Below are 19,470 nucleotides of genomic sequence, written 5' to 3' on the forward strand. Positions count from 1 at the left end.
TTTAATGTCAGACATTTAGATTCAAAACAAGAGAATTTATAACAATAACAGCCGGGGGCTGAGCCGGCTTATCATTGGGCTAATTTAATTTTTACAATATCACCTTTTTTGTTTACATAGGCAACCCCTTGACTGAGGGGTTTTCCTGAAGAAATTTCAACGATAACGATTTCCTTTTCATCCAATACGTTCGCTGACAATTCTTGTTTGGACGTAACCTTTTCTGAAGCATCTTTGGACAAAGAATCGGTTTTTTGATTTGATGACCCGGGTTTACCTTTAGTATTTCCTTTTTCGTCGGACAGCTGGTAGCGCATCTTATTTCTATCGGAAATAAGCTTACCGACACCGGAATAACTATCGTCCTCGCTTTCACAGGAGGTTACGACAGCCATGAAAAAAAAAACCAAAAAAATCAGAAAAAAACGCATTTAGCAATCCTACATTTTGGCCTAATTAAGGACCTAATTTAAGCCTATTGGGCTGCTTCCACGGTAAAACGGCGGTTCAGTCTCATAGTTGAAAACAGGCCGTGAATATCCTGTTCAACATTAATAACCTTTAACTGACGATTGACCTGACTCAGGGAATTGTAAACGGCAATAATCACGCCAATCCCAACGGAATCCACCATGCTCACACCCTCAAGATCAATCACCAAGGTACCCTGGGAGGAATTGACAGCAGAAAGCAGTTCCCCCTTAAAGGCTTCAGCCATGGACGCAACGACATCTTCACCGGGCTTAATAATAGTCTGGTCCGCACTATTGACGATTTCACTCATTTTTCTCTCCTTTTATAATGACGGGTTGAATTAAGTTTATATATTAACTTAAAACCTATTTTTGTTCAAATCCAAAAATCATCTTCAAATTTAAAAACGGCAAAATATTCACATCTATTTTCCCCTTGAATTTAAATTAAAAACCACGTATATAGTAAAACTTCCCGGCTGATCAAGTCGGGCGGATAATTCTGATCGGTCGCCTCGTAACAGCAGGCCATGAACCTCGTCAGATCCGGAAGGAAGCAGCGATAAGTGATCCCTTCTGTGTCGTGGATCGATCCCGGTCACGCAATTATCCGCTCGATTTGTTCAGTCGGGTTTTCTTTTTTACCTCCCTTTTATATCTTGACATGTTTTCAAACAGACTTATTTTTCAGCCATAATTTATTTATTTAATTAATTTTTAAACACTTAAATATAAGGGATTTTGGAGCAAAAACATTGGTACTCAAAGAGAATAAAAAAAAAGCTGACGGGAAAGAGGAGAAAACCGATTCCCTGAATACTCCTGAGACAGACGAGCAAAAAAATTCCGATGAAGGAAACAGCCCGGAAGACAAGGATGATCACAAAGGGGTTGAAGATCAATTAAATGAGCAAAAAGACAAAGTGCTCAGATTATCTGCGGAATTTGAGAATTTCAAAAAGCGAAAGCAAAGAGAAATTGATGAGTTCAAGAAATTTGCCAATGAAACGGTTTTCAGACAGCTTCTTTCTGTGGTGGATAATCTTGAAAGGGCCATTGACTCGGCCACAGATGCAGTGGAGGAAACCAGTCTGCTTGAAGGCGTAAAACTGACACACAAAGAGATCCTCAAGCTGTTTGAATCCTTCAACGTAAAGCGGATTGAGGCAGACAATCAGCCCTTTGACCCCAATTTTCATCAAGCGGTCACCCATGCACAGGATAATGATGTGCCGGACAATACTGTCACCAATGTCCTGCAAAAAGGATATCTGCTTCATGACAGACTGCTTAGGCCGGCCATGGTAGTTGTCTCAAAAAAAGTTGAAGAACAGGCCCAAGAAATTACTAAGGAAGATTAAAAATATTTAGAAAGGAATTGTTATGGGTAAAATTATTGGAATCGACCTTGGCACAACCAATTCATGTGTCGCGGTTATGGAACCCGGTGGAGAGGCAAAAATTATTACCAATGCCGAAGGTGGCAGAACAACACCGTCCATTGTGGCGGTCACGGAAAGCGGAGAGCGCATTGTCGGCCAGACAGCCAAGCGCCAAGCCGTAACAAACCCTGAAAATACAATTTTCGGTGTAAAACGTCTCATTGGCAGGAAATTCAACTCAAAGGAAATCCAGACTGATATTCCCATACTGCCATATATAATAGAGGCAGCCGCCAACGGCGATACCCGGATCAACATCAGGGGCAAGCAGTACAGCCCTGCCGAAGTTTCCTCGTTTATTCTTGGCAATATCAAGAAAACTGCCGAGGATTACCTTGGAGAACCCGTTACCGAAGCCGTTATTACGGTTCCGGCCTACTTTAACGACAGCCAGCGCCAAGCCACCAAGGATGCCGGTAAAATTGCAGGCCTGGAAGTCAAACGTATCATTAATGAACCCACAGCCGCTTCCCTGGCCTATGGTCTAGATAAAAAAGGCGAGGAAAAGATCGCTGTTTTCGACCTTGGCGGTGGTACATTTGACGTCTCTGTTCTTGAAATCGGTGACGGCGTTTTTGAAGTCAAATCTACCCACGGTGATACGCACCTGGGCGGCGAAGATTTTGACCTGCGTATCATTGACCATCTGGCAAACGAATTTAAAAAAGACCAGGGCATTGACTTGCGTAGTGATAAAATGGCTTTACAGCGTCTCAAAGAGGCGGCTGAAAAGGCAAAAATGGAGCTGTCAACATCCACGGAAACCACCATCAACCTGCCCTTTATTACAGCGGACGCATCCGGCCCCAAGCACCTGGACATTAAACTGAGCAGAGCGAAACTGGAGTCCCTTGTGGCTGACCTTTTAGACAAACTGGAAATCCCTTGTACAACAGCGCTGAAAGACGCACACATGAAACCCGGCGATGTGGATGAGGTTGTTCTGGTTGGCGGCATGACCCGTATGCCTGCGGTTCAGGAACGTGTTGAAAAAATCTTTGGCAAAAAACCCCATAAGGGTGTAAACCCGGATGAGGTAGTTGCCATGGGTGCAGCAGTCCAGGCAGGCGTACTCCAGGGTGATGTGAACGACGTGCTCCTGCTGGATGTCACCCCCCTTTCCCTGGGTATTGAGACCCTTGGCGGCGTGATGACCCGACTGATCGAAAAGAACACGACCGTTCCCACCAAAAAGAGCCAGGTATTCTCCACGGCCGCCGACAACCAGCCGGCCGTATCCATTCACGTGCTCCAGGGCGAACGCCAGATGTCAGCAGACAACAAGACTTTAGGTCAGTTTGAGCTGTCCGACATTCCCCCTGCACCCAGGGGTGTTCCCCAGATTGAGGTAACCTTTGACATTGATGCCAACGGAATTGTTCACGTATCCGCCAAGGACAAGGCCACAGGCAAGGAACAGTCCATCCAGATCACCGCAGCATCCGGCTTAAGTGAAGATGAAATCCAGCGCATGGTGAAAGACGCTGAGATGCACGCCGAAGATGACAAGAAAAAACGTGAACTGGTGGATACCAAAAACCAGGCAGAGGCCCTGGTGGACCAGACCGAAAAGACCCTGAAAGAACATGGGGACAAAGTAGATGAAGCCACCAAAAAATCCATTGAGGATGCCGCCCAGGCCCTGAAACAGGCTAAAGACTCCGACAACCTTGAGGACATTAAGGCTAAAATCGAAACCCTGTCCCAGGCCTCCCACAAGCTGGCCGAAGTGATGTACCAGCAGGCACAGGCAGACAGCCAGGCCGACGGTGCTGATGCCGGTGCTGGTCCTGCCAAAGACGATGATGACGTCGTTGATGCGGATTTCGAAGAGGTCAAAAAAGATAAATAACAACCGTTGTACGAACCCGCCCTGAATTATAATGTTTTGATTCAGGGCGGGAATTTGATGTTGAATATAATCCTGCCGTGATCTATATTGCCCGGCAGGATTTTTATTAGCATTTTAAAAAAATATTTTGACTTGATTACTGCGTTAAATAAAAAATTAGAATAAAAAAACTTTAACATGATCATCACTGATATCCTCCGGCAGAACAACGCACGTTACCCGGAAAAAGAAGCGTTAATTGAACGAATCCCGGCCACGGGCCAGCGCACACAGATCACCTGGTCCGACTTTTACCGACAAAGCGTTCAAACAGCCAATGCCCTGCACGCAAAAGGCATTAAAAAGGGCGATACAGTGGTTCAGCTTATGACCAATTGCCTGGCATGGCTGCCCATTTATTTCGGGGTACTATATACCGGGGCTTGGATCGTTCCCTTGAATTTCAGGTTTGAATCAGAAAAAATCCGTTTGTGCACCGTAACAGCAGAAGCCAAGGTTTTTATTTTTGGCCCGGAATTTGTGGAGCGCATAGAAGAAAGCAGGCAGGATTTATCCCAATTTGTGAAATTGTGGATATATACAGGACCGGAAAATGATTGTCCGGACTGGGCCTGTTCTTTCAACCAATTTATATGTGATGCAGACGGGCTCACCCCTCCGGATGTAGAACTAACCCCTGAAGACAATGCCGCCCTGTATTTCACCTCCGGCACCACAGGTACCCCCAAAGCGGTTTTGCACACCCACAGGGCGCTGATGCATGCATGTGAGGTAGAAAATGATCACCACAGCCAAACCCATGATGACGTATTCCTGTGCATCCCGCCCCTTTACCACACCGGTGCTAAAATGCACTGGATGGGCTCTTTTCTGGTAGGGGGAAAATGCGTTCTACTCAACGGTGTCAAGTCGGAATGGATCATTGAAGCAATATCCGAAGAAAAATGCACCATTGTGTGGCTGCTGGTACCCTGGGCCCATGATATTCTCATTGCCATTGACGATGGCCGAATCAAGCCCACCGACTACAACCTTTCCCAGTGGCGCCTCATGCACATCGGAGCCCAGCCCGTGCCCCCAAGCCTGATTCAGAACTGGCGCAAACATTTCCCGGGCCAGGATTACGACACCAATTACGGATTGACCGAATCCTCAGGTCCCGGCTGTGTCCATTTAGGGGTGGCAAACGCGGACCGAATCGGCCCCATCGGCCGTCCCGGATACGGTTGGCAAGCCCGGATTGTGGACAAGCAGGGCAGCCAGCTGCCCTTTGGTGAAACCGGTGAACTTATTGTTAAAGGCCCCGGGATGATGAAAGAATATTACAAAAATCCCGAAGCCACAGCCAAAACCATAAAAAACGGATGGCTGTTTACAGGGGACATGGCCAGGTACGACAAGGACGGGTTCATTTGGCTTGTGGACCGCAAAAAGGACGTAATCATCTATGGTGGGGAAAATATTTTTCCTGTGGAAATTGAAAATTTCTTTCTCAAACATGAAAAAATCCGAGATATTGCGGTGATCGGTGTGCCTGACGAGCGTTTAGGGGAAATTCCTGCCGGCATTATCAGCCCTAAGCCCAATACCATGATGTGCGAACAGGATATTCTTGATTTCCAAAGCAAACTTCCCAGGTACAAGCAACTGAAAAAAATATTTTTCGGTGATGTACCCAGAAACCCCACGGGTAAAATAGAAAAACCTAAACTGCGAAGACTTTATGCCGAAGACAAACGCAAAGCCATGGAAATTCTGCTCAAATAGCAGCCATGGGCTGATCTGGTTTATTTGCACCTATATTTACCCCAGACCAAAACATGAAAGTAATTAAACAACTTATTGGAACTTTCATATAAAAAGAGAAATAAAATGACATTGGTCAGACATTTTACCACATGGGCAATGCTCCTTATCTGCATGATGCTGATAGCTTTGCCCTGCAATGCCGCCCAGTCCCTTGATAACGATACCGCCAAAATTGTCTCAGGTATTGAAAAAAAATACGCCAACAAAAGCTTCACTGCCGATTTTGAACAGGCCTCCCGTCTGACCGCTCTGGATGTGACTGAAATTGCCAAAGGCAAGGCGTGGTTCAGCCACCCGGGGAAAATGAAATGGGCATATGAAAATTCAGACAACCATGAGATCATCACCAATGGAAAAGAACTGTGGATCTACCGTCCCCAAGAAAACCAGGTGATGATTGGAGATGCCGCCCCATTCTTCCAATCGGGCTCCGGTGGCGCATTTCTGGCCGATATTCGTAAAATCAGGGAAGAGTTCACCATTGAACCGGGCAGATCGGGCGAAAATTTTGCACAACTTGAGCTGACGCCTAAAAAGGAAACGCCGGAGCTTGCAAAAATACGTATCACAGTGGATCTTCCAGGGTATGAAATTTCTGTCGTGGAAACCGAAAATATTTACGGAGATACCACAAAATTCATATTTACCAATATCCAGTTCAGTACATTTGACGAACAGATATTTGAACTTACCCCCCCGCCGGGGACTGAAATTATAGAAATGGACTGATGACGACTACACATTCGACACCCCACCAGAAAATCCGGGATTTGGCCAAAGCAAAAAAGGCCATTATTCTGGCCCATAATTACCAATCTGCCCAAATCCAGGACGTGGCGGATCTGTGCGGCGATTCCCTTGAAATGAGCATAAAGGCAGCAGCCACGGATGCAGAAATTATTGTTTGCTGCGGGGTGCGCTTTATGGCTGAAACGGCAGCCATCCTGTGCCCGGACAAAATTGTGCTCATGCCCAATCCTGATGCCGGGTGTCCCATGGCAAATATGGTTACCCCCGAAGCCTTGCTCAAACGCAAGGAAGAGCTTGGCGGCATTCCTGTCATTACCTATGTCAACTCATCTGCTGCAGTCAAGGCAGTCTCTGATATCTGCTGCACCTCCGCCAACGTGGTCCAAGTGGTGAACGCCTTAAAGGAAGATGAAGTCCTCATGACACCGGACCGCAACCTGGCCCGGTATGCAGCGGCCCATACCGATAAAAAAGTTCATTTGTGGGATGGATACTGCCCCTTTCACAACGATTTAAGTGTTGAAGCGGTCAAAGCATCGAAAGCCGCCCACCCCAAAGCCTTGTTTGTAGCCCACCCGGAGTGCACCCCAGAGGTGCTTGAACTTGCCGACAGCATCCAGTCCACGTCAGGAATGATCCGGTTTGTCGGTGAAAGTTCTGCCGACCAGTTTATCATAGGCACGGAAATAGGCTTGCTCCACCCTATTTCAAAGGCATATCCGGAAAAGACCTTTTTTCCCGTATCAGATCAACTGGTCTGCGCAGACATGAAGAAAACCCAATTGCAGGACATTTGGGATTGTCTTGAAAACATGTCAGGACGGGTGGTTATTGAAGAAACGATCCGCATCAAAGCCATGGATGCTGTTAAAAAAATGATTAATACCAAATAGCCTATTGGGCCTTTGCTGCAACAAAGTAGGTGGGCCACCAAAAGGCAAGCTATTTCGTTCAAGTTATTTCATCTACGGTCCTTAATACGAAATCATTGACCGTTGTCCTTTTTATATTGGGATATGAATTTCTCCAGATAGCTTGCAAACGCACTGCGATTCTTTGCAGTTAATGGCGGCGGGCCACCTGTATCGATACCACCGGCCCGCAAGGATTCCTTAAATTCTCTCATGTGAAGGCAGCCCTTGATGCTGTCTGAAGAATATAATTCACCACGGGGACTGAGCGCATGACCGCCCTTCTCCAACACCTGAGCGGCCAAAGGAATATCGCTTGTGATGACAAGGTCTCCAACTTCAAGTCTTTTCACAATCTCATTGTCGGCAACGTCAAAACCAGGAGCAACTTGTAATAAATTAATCCATTTCAATCGCGGGATGTGCATGGATTGATTGGCAACCAGCGTTAATGGCAATCGTGTGCGCTGGGATGCTTTAAACAGAATATTTTTAATCACCGCTGGGCATGCATCGGCATCTACCCATATTTTCATCTCATACCCCATTTTGATAATTTGACATCTTATTTTATAAATTCATAATTTTCGTGTACTGATTCTTGCGATTCAATGACGAAGTGGGTGCTACCCTCCGGCCTTTATGGCTGTATATCCAAGCGACCTAAGGTGCTCAGTCAACAAGTCCCGGTGATCGCCTTGAATTTCGACGACCCCGTTTTTTACCGTACCGCCAGTACCACACATTTGTTTTAGTTTTTTAGCGAGCTCTTTTAAAGGTGCGCTTTCAAGCGGAAGGCCGCTAATGAGGGTCACGCCCTTTCCTTTTCTTCCCTTGGTAGATCTTTCCACACGGATCTTCCCATCACCTTTGGGGCTTGGGTGTGCTTTCTTTTTTTTGCAAATACACTTAGCGTTCTGTTGTCCGCAGGACGGGCATATCCTGCCTGATTCAGTGGAATAAACAAGTCTGCTGTCAGCATCTCTATTTTTCAATTTTAAGTATTCCTTTTTGGGTCCCCAGAGTCAGAAAGGAAATTTTTATCCGGTCACCGTTTTTTTTACTTTTCCCACAGGGGCCAGGTATATTGAAAATTCCTCTTCACCATCAAGACCAAGCAATTCATCCAATTCTTCCTGGTCATAAGCTGCGATCGCACAGGTCCCGGCATCAATAGTTTCACAGGCAAGGTAGAGATTCTGGCAAACATGCCCTGCATCCAGCGCAATGACCTTATGAGCTGCCGCCCCATACCGCCATTCCATTCTATACGGTATGGCAGACCAGATGAACGTAACGGCGGATTTACCCGGGTAAGATTGGTTAAGGGAAGCAATGATCATTTTTTCTGACAGCAGATCATCCTCGAATTCAAATACGAGTTGATGGGAAAGGGGTAAATATCTGTAAACGCCGGGTTCAATATCATCCACTTTAAAAATGGCAAGATAGGTTTCAAAAGCATGGCGACAGCCGGCAGAAGGTACATTCCTGTATGCATGGCCCTGGAATCTTTTCCCCCTGACACCCTGGGTACACCACAACAGGTATGCCAGTTCTTCCAATGACAGGCTTTGATTCAGATAGACCCGGCGGCTTTTTCTGTTGCCTATGGCATGTGTGAGATCTGTCTTGGGAATTCCATTCCATTCATCAGGACCGGGAAGATCTATTAAGGTTGCGTTCTCAGGGTATGATTTTTCAATGGGCGGGACTGGAACACCCTGGTTTTGGTCGGTAAATTGGAAAGCAATTGTTTTACGGATACTATCTTTGAGAAAGTATCGATACTTTTTGAGCTTATCATCTTTCATGATTTCCTCCGGAAAAATTGGTTTTAATCTGATGTACCTACCGATTTATCCATAGCTTACAGTATCCGTTCCTAATTTCATATTTAAACATAATGATTTTTGGGCAGACCAATTTATTTATAAAGCACCTCGCCAGAGGAGAAAAACTCAGGATGGTGGATAATTCGGGGAACATATAAAATTTTAAAAAATCAGTAACGTGTCCCCCCGAATTTCAACTGGGATGCACTGATGGAGAAAGTTACTCAGCTAAAGGAGGAAGGTGTTAGCCTTACTGATGAAATCGCTATTGCTGCTGCGAAAAGAGCAAAAAAAAAGGAAGCTTTCAGCAAACTGAAGACAGAAAAAAAGAAACCTGAAGCAAAATTATAAGAAAAGAAAGAATCCCAAGAGGGAGGTATCGGGATTCTTTTTTTGCAGCAAGAAAAATAGTGGACAGTCTATAATAATGGTCTACGCCTAACCCGAAATCAGTATAGTGAAATTACATTGCGAGACTCTTTACAGCTTAGAGCAGACTCTTTTTTGCCTCATCAAGGTTGAAACCATAGGTTTCTGTAACAAAGTCGAGATCCTTATCACCTCGGCCACTGAGATTGACCAGAATGGAACCATGCCCCATTTCTTTGGCAAGCTTCATAGAATAAGCCACTGCATGGGCACTCTCCAGAGCTGGGATAATGCCTTCAACCCGACCGAGGGTGTAGAAACCATCGAGGGCTTCGATATCATTGGCAATTTCATAGCTGATACGACCATCATCTTTCATCAGGCTATGCTCAGGCCCAACCCCTGGGTAATCAAGGCCGCTGGCAATGGAGTAGACTGCAGCTGGCTCGCCTTTCTCGTCCTGGAGCAGGTAACATTTAAAGCCATGAATAATTCCAGGCTTGCCAAAGGCTGCTGTGGCGGCATGGTCACCAAGGTTAAGAGAGCGACCACCGGGTTCAACCCCAACCAGCTTAACCGGATCGTTGATAAAGCCTGAGAAAATACCCATGGCGTTAGAACCACCGCCGACACAGGCACAAACAACATCCGGTAGTTCCCCGGTCATATCAAGGAACTGTTCTCTGGACTCGATTCCCACCACAGCCTGAAAATCTCTGACCATCATGGGGAAGGGGTGAGGGCCTACCACCGAACCAATACAGTAGATCGAGGTGATGGGATCCCTTAAATAGGCCTGAAAAGCTGAATCAACAGCTTCTTTCAGGGTTTTAAGACCAAAGGAGACAGGAACCACAGTGGCACCAAGCAGTTTCATCCGAATTACATTGGGTGCTTCTTTGACTATATCTACTTCACCCATATGGATTTCACACTTTATCCCAAAATAGGCAGCAGCTGTTGCCATGGCAACCCCATGCTGACCTGCACCTGTTTCGGCGATAAGCTTTTTTTTGCCCAGATATTTGGCCAAGAGAGCCTCTCCCATACAATGGTTGAGCTTATGGGCACCGGTATGATTGAGATCTTCACGTTTGAGATAGATTTGAGCGCCACCACAGAGCTGTGAAAGACGGTCTGCATGAAATACCGGAGTTGGGCGCCCCTGGTAGTGTTTACGGATAGAACGAAGTTCTTCTATAAATTTATGGGTTTTACAGATATGCAAATATGCGTCGGTAATTTTATCCATCTCCACCTGCAGTTCCGGTGGGATATAGGAGCCGCCATAGTCGCCAAAGTGTCCAGTTGAATCGGGGTACTGATTGGGATAACGGGAGTAATTTTTTGTCATGGTATGCCCTTTATTGCTGAGGGTTAGGAAGGATAGGAACTTCCTTTTTTTCAAGCACGGTATAACAAAGAATAAAAAGATTATCAAGCGTCTGGGATATGGCACCAACTGAGCACGACCCCCGAAACGCGACATGAGCCTTCTTTTTTTGTTTGTCTCTGACAGGACTACCGGCCATGATTGCTTCCACAGGGGCTATACAATAATTTGAGTGCGGATCTGTTGCATATGACTACCAAACGAATAATTCAAGACACTTAGACCTACAAAGTTAGTAAAAAACACCGAGATTGTCCGAGATAACGACCAGCCGTACTGATATGTGCCATTCCGGTTCAGTTTTTCATCGATTAGACGAAAAAAAGCTGGACAGGTAGCCATATATCCATTATGTAAGAATAGACAGAAAGGAGTATGGCCATGCCGACACTTATAAAACAACACAGATTCTGCGGAAGAAACTTTTCAACGGACGAGCTGCTAATGATTCGGGACGTTGTGGGCATTTGCGGCGGCATCAGTCGTAATGAGCTGGCTCACACAGTATGTGAACTCCTGGACTGGAAGCGGCCCAGAGGCGGATTAAAGGCCCGGGAGTGTAATGATTTTCTGGAACGTTTGGAAAACAAAGGTATCCTTGAACTTCCTGAAAAAAGACAGACCGGCCATTGCGGTCCTCAAAAATGCAAGAAAGAGATAACTGATAACGAACCGTACAGCAGGCTTTCCGGGAGCGTGGAGGAATTCGCTCCCCTGGATTTAGAGCGTGTTCAAAGCCGGAAACAGCGCGACCTTTTTAAAGATTTTCTAAGCCGTTACCATTACCTGGGTTATGCTATGCCCTTTGGGGCAAGGATCCAGTATCTGGTTTATGTGACCAGGCCTAGTCGTGAAGTGGTGGGCTGCATTCAATTTTCCAGCCCGGCCTGGCGAATGAAGGCAAGGGATCAATGGATCGGCTGGGACGATGAAAGGCGTGGTGAGGCCCTGCAGCAGGTGGTTAACAACAGCCGGTTTCTGGTACTGGCCAAAATCCGCAACCTGGCAAGCAGCATGCTATCCGCATCCCTTGAGCATCTTCGATGTGACTGGGAAGAGCAGTACGGGGTTATTCCCCTTCTTCTGGAAACCCTGGTAGACCAAAAGCTGTATCATGGAGGATGTTACCGGGCTGCCAACTGGATCGAATTGGGCAGGACCAGCGGGCGAGGGCGAATGGACAAAGCCAACAAGCGCCATGGAAAAGCGGTGAAAACCATCCTGGTTTATCCGCTTATAAAAAACGCCCGGCGCCGCCTTAAAGAGGGGAGGTAAAGCTATGGATGCAGCCCCGGCACAATTAGTGAACTCGTTCTGGATGTAGACGGTATCAGACGCACTGAACGTCCGGGCCAGGAGCGCGAAATCGAAACAGTATTCGGAAGGGTTAGCTTGAGCCGTATGGGATATGCAGAGAAAGGGCGCAGAAGTCTTCATCCCCTGGATGGAGAACTCAATCTTCCTCCTGATCTTTATTCCCTTGAGCTCCAGCATAGGGTGGCGGAAGAGGCAGCCAAGAACTCCTTTGAAGAGGTTGTGGCAACCATAGACAAAACCACCGGAGGCCATGTCTCTAAGCGCCAGGCCGAAAAAGTTGCCAAACGGTCGGCCCGTGATTTTGATGCGTTTTCTCAGATGCGTCAATGCCATGCATCCGAAGAAAAGACTACGGGTACGGGATCCATCCTGACAATCACCGCTGACGGGAAAGGCGTGGTGCTGCACGAGAAAGATCTCAGGGAACAAACCCGTAAAGCGGCAGAAAAACGTCGACAAAAGAAGGGTAAGCGACTTTCCAAGGGAGAGAAAAAGAACGCCAAACGCATGGCAACCGTTGCTGCCGTTTACACCACGTCTCCCTTTGAGCGTACTCCCGAAGACCTGCTTTCCGAAGGTGGATCCCGCATCGATAAGATGAAGTGCCCTCCCATAGAAAATGAACGAGTCTGGGGCAGCCTTGGAAAAACGCCTGAAGAGGTCATTGTCGAGGCCTTTGCAGAGGCTGAGAACCGAGGTCCCAAACATGACAAGACCTGGGTGGGGTTGGTGGACGGCAACAATACTCAAATCAATATTCTAAAAAAAATCACCAAAGCCAAAGGCATCGAACTGACCATCATTGTTGATGTCATTCATGTCATAGAATACCTTTGGGAGGCGGGCAGAGCCTTTCATCCTAAATCGGGCCCGGAACTTGAAAAATGGGTCCAGCATCGCCTAAAAAAATACTTGAGGGAAAGGCAGGCCACATGGCAGGAGGGATGCACCGCAATGCAACCAGGAAGAAACTCAGTCCCAAAAAACGGGCCCCTGTGGATAAATGCGCTACCTACCTGCTCAACAAATCTCCCTACCTTAGGTACGATCGTTATCTTGCCGATGGGTTGCCTATCGCTACCGGGGTAATCGAGGGCGCTTGCCGGCATCTTGTAAAAGATCGTATGGAAATCACTATTGCCACATGGGGACTTTAAGGCGCTGAAGCCGGATTGCGCCTGCGAGCCTTACGAGCGAGCAATGATTTTGATGAATACTGGCTGTTCCATGAGGAGTGTGAATACAAGCGAAATCATCAGGATCATTATACGGATGGTGTCGTTCCTGTCACTACAAACTCAAGGCCAGCGCAAAGAAAGCCAAAACTGCGGGTTATTAAATAAACTCAGCGGAAAAATGAAACAAAGAAGAACAACCCAACGTGACGGTAACTTAAAAATACAAAAGAGCCACACCCTATTAGATCTGTGAATGTCTACTCCAATTCGGTGAAACTGTTTTTCTTTATTCTGCGACAATTTTCTTGCCGATAGAAGGTCAAGGCATCTGCAAATTTGGCTGTCAGGATATGAGCCAGAAGTCCTGGGGTTGCCATGCTTTTGGGAATCATTTGTTCCGGCATTCTGGCGATGGATACTGTCGGACCATCATCGTCAACACCTTCACAATTTTTACACGCGTATTTATAACGGATGTTCCTGATCTCTCTCATCTGTGCCGGAATAATCTCAAGCTGTTCAGACTCTTCTTTGCCGCAACGGGATTTCATGCAGCCACAACCATATGTTTTTTCTGCCTCGGTCAGGTCGTGGATCACTTCAACCCGTGGGATATGCGCACCTTTTATCTGAAGGATTTGACCTTGATTGGCTACACAGCATGGGACGAACCCATTTTTTCAAATCTTATTTCTTACATTGAGCGCAACAAAATTCGGCCGCTTGTAGCGAAGATATTTCCGCTCGAACGCATCGCGGATGTGCAACGTGAGTTTCTCGAAAAGAAACATGTTGGCAATTTCGTTTTGATTCCACCTGGGCCATCTGCAAGTTAGAAGACAGGAGGATCTGCTGTCTTCTGAATCATTTGGATACGTCAGGGGGTGGTTTTGTCAAAATGGATATCTCGATAGGGATGTGCAATGACAAGACCCGCCTGTCTGAAAAGAGCATCCATCTCATCTTGATGTGGCTCATTTTTGATGACCATAAATGGCTCTATTCCTGGTGCCCGGTGACAATTCGAAAGGGACAGGTTGAAGGGGTTAAAAAAGGCGATGTTAAAAATCAGATCAAATTCATCGAAAATCTGTTTGAGCTTGCCATGTAAAAAGGATCCAATTAAAGCCCTTCTTTAACCCGAAAAATTTTTTGCAGCACAACCCTTTTATGCCACTTTTGCTTAATTCATCAATTATATTGATGGTTTCCAGCATTTTTCTACCTAAACGACTCAACTCCACCATATAAACTGCGACCTTCCGGCCCGTGCCGGAAGGTCGTATGTTTTCACATGGGCCAAAAGCTGTTGTCTTCCCAGATACGGTCCATGAAAGATTCCTGGATTGAGATCAGTTGCTGAAGATGGGTTTTTTCCCATAACGAGAGCCATTTGTAGAGTTTTTTCTCTTCCGGGTCTTCGGCCCCTTCCGACCTGAGTGCGTATAATTTAACGGCATTTTGTTCAAACCCGATAGCTGCAGTAATGGCGGTAGCTTCGAAGCTGGCGGCGTTGATGTTCGCTTTTACAGCGGTGCTGAGAATGTCCTGGGCAGGCTCGGTCCCTCCGTCATTGTCGTACCCGCCTGCTGCAAATTTTCCGCTGCTCATATAGGATTTAAACTGTTTCTCGAGGATGTCCATATGGTCCTGCTCATCATCCGCAAGGGACTGGAAGAAGGTTTTAACGGACTCATCTTCGGCTTTATCCCTGGCGATTTCGTAAAGATTTTTTCCTTGGCGCTCCATGAGAAATGCATTTTTCAGAATATTCAACGTATTTGACTTATTCATGGGAATCTCCTGCTGGGATTATAGGTAAAGAATAATAAATTTTTACACCAAACTCGTGAAATTTGCAAATCCGGGTTAAGTTTATTAGGGGAATCGCATAAAAAAACTATAAACAAGTCCATTTCAAGGCTACCGTTTTGTGTAATGCCTGCAATCAAGCAAGTCAAAGTCTCAATTTAGGAAATAGTTAAATCCGCAGTCCTTAGTCCCCCAAATCCGTTATAATCAGTATTATTAAACTAGGGCCAGAGCCCAAAGATGGAGGAGTGCCAACTTTAAGATGTAGTGATGTAAAGAATCGTTGAAAAGGTTGTTGAACTTTTAAATCTTTCTGAAACTATTGGAAAAAATTTAAAACAAGCTGAAATCACACAAATAATTTTAGCAGATACTATAATTAGCCAAATGATGGTATGAGTAAAATCAACATTTTTTTCACAAATCATAATTGCGCAAATCAAATATTTTAAGAGGACCGGAGGCGGACCGGAAAAGCAAAAAAGGATTTCGGCTGATTTGCTGAAATCCTTTGGTGTCAGTGGTGATCCCACCGGGAATCGAACCCGAGTTTCCGGCGTGAGAGGCCGGATTCATCTATTTACCTATATTTACCACACCATTTAAAATCATACTTATTTCCTTTATTTTCAATATACTCCCCACCAAACCCTTTCCCTTGACTTACTTCAAAATACCTGTATATTTACCGTATATGTGGGGAATAGTGTGGGGAAGAAATTTTTCTAAAAGGCTTATCAATGGCGGCAAAGAAAAGATTCAAAACAAAATATGCTGGAGTTTTTTACCTTGAAGGGACATCAGCTCAGGGAAAACCTGAAAAAATCTATTACATTCGGTATCGAAAAGACGGGAAAGCAGTGGAAGAAAAAGCAGGGCGTCAATATCAAGACGATATGACCCCGGCCAGAGCAGCAGGTATCCGAGCGCAGAGAATTGACGGTGAACAGCAAACCAATCAGGAGAAGCGTGACACCGAACAGGCAAAGAAAACTGCTGAAGCCGGTCGATACACAATAGATAAACTGTGGGGAGAATACAGCCTCAACCGGAGACCTGGCAAAGGGCTGGATATTGACACCAGCAGGTACGAGAAATATATCCAATCAGTCTTTAGTGATAAGGAACCCAAAGAACTTGTCAAACTGGATGTTGACCGGATTAGAATCCAACTTCTCAAAAAGAAATCACCGCAGACGGTAAAGCATATCCTGAACTTGTTGACCTGGATTATCAATTACGGTGTCAAAAACAATCTGTGTGAAGGGGTGTCTTTCCATATCCAAAAGCCCACCGTCAACAATGAGAAAACCGAAGACCTGAGCCCTGAACAATTAACAAACCTTCTTTCAGCAATTGAGGCAGACCCGTGTACACCGGTGGGGAACATGATGAAAATGGCCCTGTATTCCGGCATGAGACGGGGAGAGCTTTTCAATCTAAAATGGGACGATGTTAATTTTGACACCGGTTTTATTTGGATTCGTGATCCCAAAGGAGGGAAAGATCAAAAAATCCCGATGAACGATATGGCCCGGGGGATTTTGGAAAGTATTCCCAGAACTAAAAGCCCTTATGTTTTCTTTGGGAAAGATGGCAAGAAACGAGTCACCTTGGGACGAATCGGAAAAAGAATCCGTGAAGCTGCCGGCTTGCCCAAAGATTTTAGACCGATGCACGGTTTAAGACATACATACGCCTCAATGCTGGCCAGTTCCGGGCAAGTTGACATGTATGTTCTCCAAAAACTTATGACGCATAAATCCCCCAGCATGACACAACGCTATGCCCATCTTCGGGATGATGCCCTAAAGAATGGCGCCGGCCAGATAGATGATATTTTCAAAAAACAGGCTGAGGGCACCCAAGAAAAGAAAATTGTCAACATCCAGAACAAAAAATAAATGGAGATATATCTCTGATGGAAAGCGATTCCAATATATTGATTTATGAAGGTCAGGACGGCAAGGTCAAAATAGATGTCCGGCTCCAGGATGAAACCGTGTGGCTGACCCAGGAGCAAATGGCGCTCCTCTTTGGCAAAGCAAAATCTACCATCAATGAACATATCAAGAATATTTTTAAAGAAGGGGAGCTGGGAGAAGCCCAGGTTATAAAGAAATTCGGAATTTCCGAATTTCAGCAAAAAGCTCCAAACTATTACAATCTTGATGTGATAATTTCCGTGGGATATCGTGTCCGATCTCAGCAGGGCACACAATTTCGAATATGGGCAACTCAACGCCTAAAAGAATACATCATCAAAGGGTTTACCCTAAATGATGAACGATTCAAAACCGGATCGTCCATGAACTATTTTACGGAACTTCAGGAACGTATCCGTGAAATCCGCCTCTCAGAGCGATTCTTTTATCAGAAGATCAAAGATATTTACACCACAAGCATTGATTATGATCCCAGGAATGAAAAGACAGTGCTGTTTTTTAAAACGGTTCAAAACAAACTGCTTTGGGCTATCAGTCAGCAAACAGCCGCCGAGCTGGTTTATAGACGTGTGGATGCCTCTTTACCCCTTATGGGCATGCAATCCTTTGATAAGAAGGGCAATGGTGCCGTCACAAAAAAGGATGTCAGCATTGCCAAGAATTACCTGGACGAAGACGAAATGAAACTCTTGGGCCTGCTGGTGGAACAATACCTTGCCTTTTCTGAAACCATGGCCCAGCAACAAACACCCATGTATATGAAAGACTGGATTCAGCGGTTGGACGCCATAATTCAATTGAACGGGAGGGAGTTGCTTACCCATGCTGGAAAAATTAGTCGTGTTGTGGCCGATGAAAGAGCCGCCATTGAATATGCAAAATATCGCCATGATAGAAAAAAGCTTAAACGTGAAGAAAGCCTAAAAGAATTGGAGAGAGATATCAAACAGCTCTCCCAGAAAAAGAACGAAAAATAGCAATTAGTGTTTTCCCCGGGATAGGGTCCGGCTGATCACCGGTTCCGAACAGGCGGTTTCCTGGCCGCCTTTCCTGGGATCTTTTAATCAGGGATCATTGCAGGAGATGAACGTGGAAAAACAAGCTAATTCTTTTTGCGAATCTGCTCTTAAAAAGGGCTTTATAGATATCATAAAACTATCCTATGTATTGGGTTGCGACAACCGATATACCGTACCGGAGATTGTCAATTTATGGAAAACGCTTAGTATGCATGTCCGATTTGAGGACACTCCGGATTTATCAACACCAGAAAAAAAAATTGGAGCGTGGTTCCGGATGTTGCAGGTGATGATATCAGGAAAAGCAGCAGGCGCACCACTATCAGCGATGTCCATCTCAGAAGCCCCAATAGATTATTTGCCTGCTAAACATGACATTATCCAATTGAAAGATTTGATGAAATTTTTCGAAGTGCAGCTTGAACTACCTTCTTGCTTTGATTTTAAAAAAATTGCAAATAAAGATTGTGAGACCGTTTATCATATGGTGAAGCAAGAACAAATGGGAGGCGATACCCAAGCTAAAAAGAGTACAGGTAGGAATCAAAGCATCGTCACAATATACACCCCGCCGGAAACAACCTGGGAACAAATAAAAATTCGATATGTGAATGATGATCATATAGAGATTTCTCATCCTGGAGTAAAAACGCATGCACCCTATTCAATGGCTGATCTTGGAATGGACAGCAAACCGACGCTTTCAAGTTTGTTGAAGCTGTTCGCGGAATATCATGGGGAACTCAACAATGAAAATATGACTACCAAAGCACTTAAAGCCAATATTTCAAATTTGAGAATGCATCTTAAAAAAATTTTCCCGAATATCGAAGAATCTCCTATCGCAAAGTATCACAAAAAAAAGGGGTATGTCTGCAAATTCATAATCCGTTAAAAATTCAATAAATCTTATCAGCGTCAAAAGCCGGTCAAAACGACCGGCTTTTTTTTATTTTTTTATTCCAGCAAGATTAGTTGGTTAGCTGATTCTCGGTCAAAAATCAAATTGCCACCGGTAAAATTTGACGGAAAGGGACAAAGCGCCGGTAAAAATCGGCAACACCCTAAAGGTTAAAGGATTTTTAAACATGGGCAAGAAAAACACCGAAAATGTACACCCCGGTTATTTGGGCAAAGGTAAGCGCTTGCGCTCAATTAAAGAGACCGCCGAATTTCTCGGAATCAAACCGCAGACCCTTTACAACATGAGAAACCGGAGGCAGGGACCGGATTATGTGATGGTCGGAGGCAAGCCCATGTACGAGGATGAAGCTATCGACAGATATCTTGATGCAAATCGTGTTTGCTTGTCTGCATAAGCCAGAAACACCAATCGCCGAGGGAGAACCCGGCGAAAGAGGAAA

Annotated in this window: 21 protein-coding genes, 1 tRNA gene, 1 other RNA gene and 1 pseudogene; 15 read left to right on the forward strand and 9 right to left on the reverse strand. The window is 45.4% G+C overall.

Going from position 1 to position 19,470, the window contains the following annotated elements; all coding sequences use genetic code 11:
• Window positions 1-71: 71 nt before the first annotated feature.
• A complete protein-coding gene (locus EYB58_RS04010) occupies window positions 72-431 on the reverse strand; it encodes a hypothetical protein (RefSeq protein WP_111953600.1) in 360 nt (119 codons plus the stop codon).
• Window positions 432-475: 44 nt separating this feature from the next.
• A complete protein-coding gene (locus EYB58_RS04015) occupies window positions 476-784 on the reverse strand; it encodes an STAS domain-containing protein (protein ID WP_111953598.1) in 309 nt (102 codons plus the stop codon).
• 193 nt (window positions 785-977) lie between these two features.
• Here EYB58_RS04015 and ffs point away from each other — a divergent pair.
• The 6 genes from ffs (at window position 978) to nadA (ending at window position 7,219) form a co-directional block, all read left to right on the forward strand.
• Window positions 978-1,074: signal recognition particle sRNA small type (ffs, locus tag EYB58_RS04020), an RNA gene on the forward strand.
• A 154-nt stretch (window positions 1,075-1,228) separates the two neighbouring features.
• A complete protein-coding gene (grpE, locus tag EYB58_RS04025) occupies window positions 1,229-1,834 on the forward strand; it encodes a nucleotide exchange factor GrpE (RefSeq protein ID WP_111953596.1) in 606 nt (201 codons plus the stop codon).
• A 22-nt stretch (window positions 1,835-1,856) separates the two neighbouring features.
• Window positions 1,857-3,767, forward strand: a complete 1,911-nt coding sequence (gene dnaK / locus EYB58_RS04030) for a molecular chaperone DnaK (RefSeq protein ID WP_111953594.1) — start codon at window positions 1,857-1,859, stop codon at window positions 3,765-3,767.
• A gap of 177 nt (window positions 3,768-3,944) precedes the next feature.
• Window positions 3,945-5,534, forward strand: a complete 1,590-nt coding sequence (locus EYB58_RS04035; RefSeq protein WP_111953592.1) for a class I adenylate-forming enzyme family protein — start codon at window positions 3,945-3,947, stop codon at window positions 5,532-5,534.
• Window positions 5,535-5,639: 105 nt separating this feature from the next.
• Window positions 5,640-6,305 (forward strand): LolA family protein, encoded by a 666-nt coding sequence (locus tag EYB58_RS04040; protein ID WP_111953590.1) that lies wholly within the window; start codon window positions 5,640-5,642, stop codon window positions 6,303-6,305.
• A complete protein-coding gene (gene nadA / locus EYB58_RS04045) occupies window positions 6,305-7,219 on the forward strand; it encodes a quinolinate synthase NadA (RefSeq protein ID WP_111953588.1) in 915 nt (304 codons plus the stop codon). The genes EYB58_RS04040 and nadA overlap by 1 nt, the downstream gene beginning before the upstream one ends.
• 92 nt (window positions 7,220-7,311) lie before the next feature.
• On the opposite strand, the gene EYB58_RS04050 is transcribed toward nadA, so the two are convergent.
• The 3 genes from EYB58_RS04050 to EYB58_RS04060 form a co-directional block, all read right to left on the reverse strand.
• Window positions 7,312-7,773 carry a YaiI/YqxD family protein gene (locus tag EYB58_RS04050; protein ID WP_111953586.1) on the reverse strand — a complete coding sequence of 154 codons (462 nt, stop codon included), beginning with the start codon at window positions 7,771-7,773 and terminating at the stop codon, window positions 7,312-7,314.
• Window positions 7,774-7,863: 90 nt separating this feature from the next.
• The gene (locus EYB58_RS04055; RefSeq protein WP_111953584.1) at window positions 7,864-8,232 is read right to left on the reverse strand and encodes a translation initiation factor Sui1; all 369 of its coding nucleotides are present in this window, start codon (window positions 8,230-8,232) and stop codon (window positions 7,864-7,866) included.
• A 45-nt stretch (window positions 8,233-8,277) separates the two neighbouring features.
• Entirely contained in the window at window positions 8,278-9,051 is a 774-nt protein-coding gene (locus EYB58_RS04060) for a SagB/ThcOx family dehydrogenase (protein WP_111953582.1), read from the reverse strand.
• A 231-nt stretch (window positions 9,052-9,282) separates the two neighbouring features.
• Here EYB58_RS04060 and EYB58_RS23065 point away from each other — a divergent pair, with 231 nt between their 5' ends.
• On the forward strand, window positions 9,283-9,423 hold the full coding sequence (locus EYB58_RS23065; protein WP_163354353.1) for a hypothetical protein: 141 nt from the start codon (window positions 9,283-9,285) through the stop codon (window positions 9,421-9,423).
• A 136-nt stretch (window positions 9,424-9,559) separates the two neighbouring features.
• Here EYB58_RS23065 and trpB read toward each other — a convergent pair whose 3' ends face one another.
• Complete coding sequence (trpB, locus tag EYB58_RS04065) at window positions 9,560-10,795, reverse strand: tryptophan synthase subunit beta (RefSeq protein WP_111953580.1); 1,236 nt, start codon at window positions 10,793-10,795, stop codon at window positions 9,560-9,562.
• Window positions 10,796-11,215: 420 nt separating this feature from the next.
• Between trpB and EYB58_RS04070 the strand changes: the two genes are divergently transcribed.
• On the forward strand, window positions 11,216-12,109 hold the full coding sequence (locus tag EYB58_RS04070) for a DUF4338 domain-containing protein (protein WP_111953578.1): 894 nt from the start codon (window positions 11,216-11,218) through the stop codon (window positions 12,107-12,109).
• A gap of 126 nt (window positions 12,110-12,235) precedes the next feature.
• Window positions 12,236-13,240, forward strand: a complete 1,005-nt coding sequence (locus EYB58_RS04075) for a hypothetical protein (protein WP_111953576.1) — start codon at window positions 12,236-12,238, stop codon at window positions 13,238-13,240.
• A 391-nt stretch (window positions 13,241-13,631) separates the two neighbouring features.
• Here the strand turns inward: EYB58_RS04075 and EYB58_RS04080 are convergent.
• Window positions 13,632-13,943: pseudogene (locus EYB58_RS04080) on the reverse strand (transposase); the annotation flags it as partial.
• On the opposite strand from EYB58_RS04080, the gene EYB58_RS04085 reads away from it, so the two are divergent.
• A complete protein-coding gene (locus EYB58_RS04085; RefSeq protein ID WP_207309189.1) occupies window positions 13,920-14,165 on the forward strand; it encodes a hypothetical protein in 246 nt (81 codons plus the stop codon). The pseudogene EYB58_RS04080 and the gene EYB58_RS04085 overlap by 24 nt on opposite strands.
• 62 nt (window positions 14,166-14,227) lie before the next feature.
• Window positions 14,228-14,440, forward strand: coding sequence for a hypothetical protein (locus tag EYB58_RS04090; protein WP_131072004.1), 213 nt, complete (start codon window positions 14,228-14,230; stop codon window positions 14,438-14,440).
• 179 nt (window positions 14,441-14,619) lie between these two features.
• Here the strand turns inward: EYB58_RS04090 and EYB58_RS04095 are convergent, their stop codons facing one another.
• Together EYB58_RS04095 and EYB58_RS23070 are read right to left on the reverse strand one after the other, a co-directional pair.
• Window positions 14,620-15,123, reverse strand: a complete 504-nt coding sequence (locus tag EYB58_RS04095; RefSeq protein ID WP_111953572.1) for a ferritin-like domain-containing protein — start codon at window positions 15,121-15,123, stop codon at window positions 14,620-14,622.
• Window positions 15,124-15,662: 539 nt separating this feature from the next.
• Window positions 15,663-15,741: transfer RNA gene (locus EYB58_RS23070), tRNA-Glu, on the reverse strand.
• Window positions 15,742-15,881: 140 nt separating this feature from the next.
• Between EYB58_RS23070 and EYB58_RS04100 the strand changes: the two genes are divergently transcribed.
• The 4 genes from EYB58_RS04100 (at window position 15,882) to EYB58_RS04115 (ending at window position 19,425) form a co-directional block, all read left to right on the forward strand.
• Entirely contained in the window at window positions 15,882-17,045 is a 1,164-nt protein-coding gene (locus EYB58_RS04100) for a tyrosine-type recombinase/integrase (protein WP_111953570.1), read from the forward strand.
• Window positions 17,046-17,062: 17 nt separating this feature from the next.
• A complete protein-coding gene (gene rhuM / locus EYB58_RS04105; RefSeq protein WP_111953568.1) occupies window positions 17,063-18,064 on the forward strand; it encodes a RhuM family protein in 1,002 nt (333 codons plus the stop codon).
• Window positions 18,065-18,176: 112 nt separating this feature from the next.
• A complete protein-coding gene (locus tag EYB58_RS04110) occupies window positions 18,177-19,001 on the forward strand; it encodes a hypothetical protein (protein ID WP_131072005.1) in 825 nt (274 codons plus the stop codon).
• A gap of 127 nt (window positions 19,002-19,128) precedes the next feature.
• Window positions 19,129-19,425 (forward strand): helix-turn-helix domain-containing protein, encoded by a 297-nt coding sequence (locus EYB58_RS04115; protein ID WP_131072006.1) that lies wholly within the window; start codon window positions 19,129-19,131, stop codon window positions 19,423-19,425.
• Window positions 19,426-19,470: the final 45 nt, after the last annotated feature.

Origin of the sequence: Desulfobacter hydrogenophilus (assembly GCF_004319545.1) — a bacterium.
Classification (GTDB): Bacteria; Desulfobacterota; Desulfobacteria; order Desulfobacterales; family Desulfobacteraceae; genus Desulfobacter; species Desulfobacter hydrogenophilus.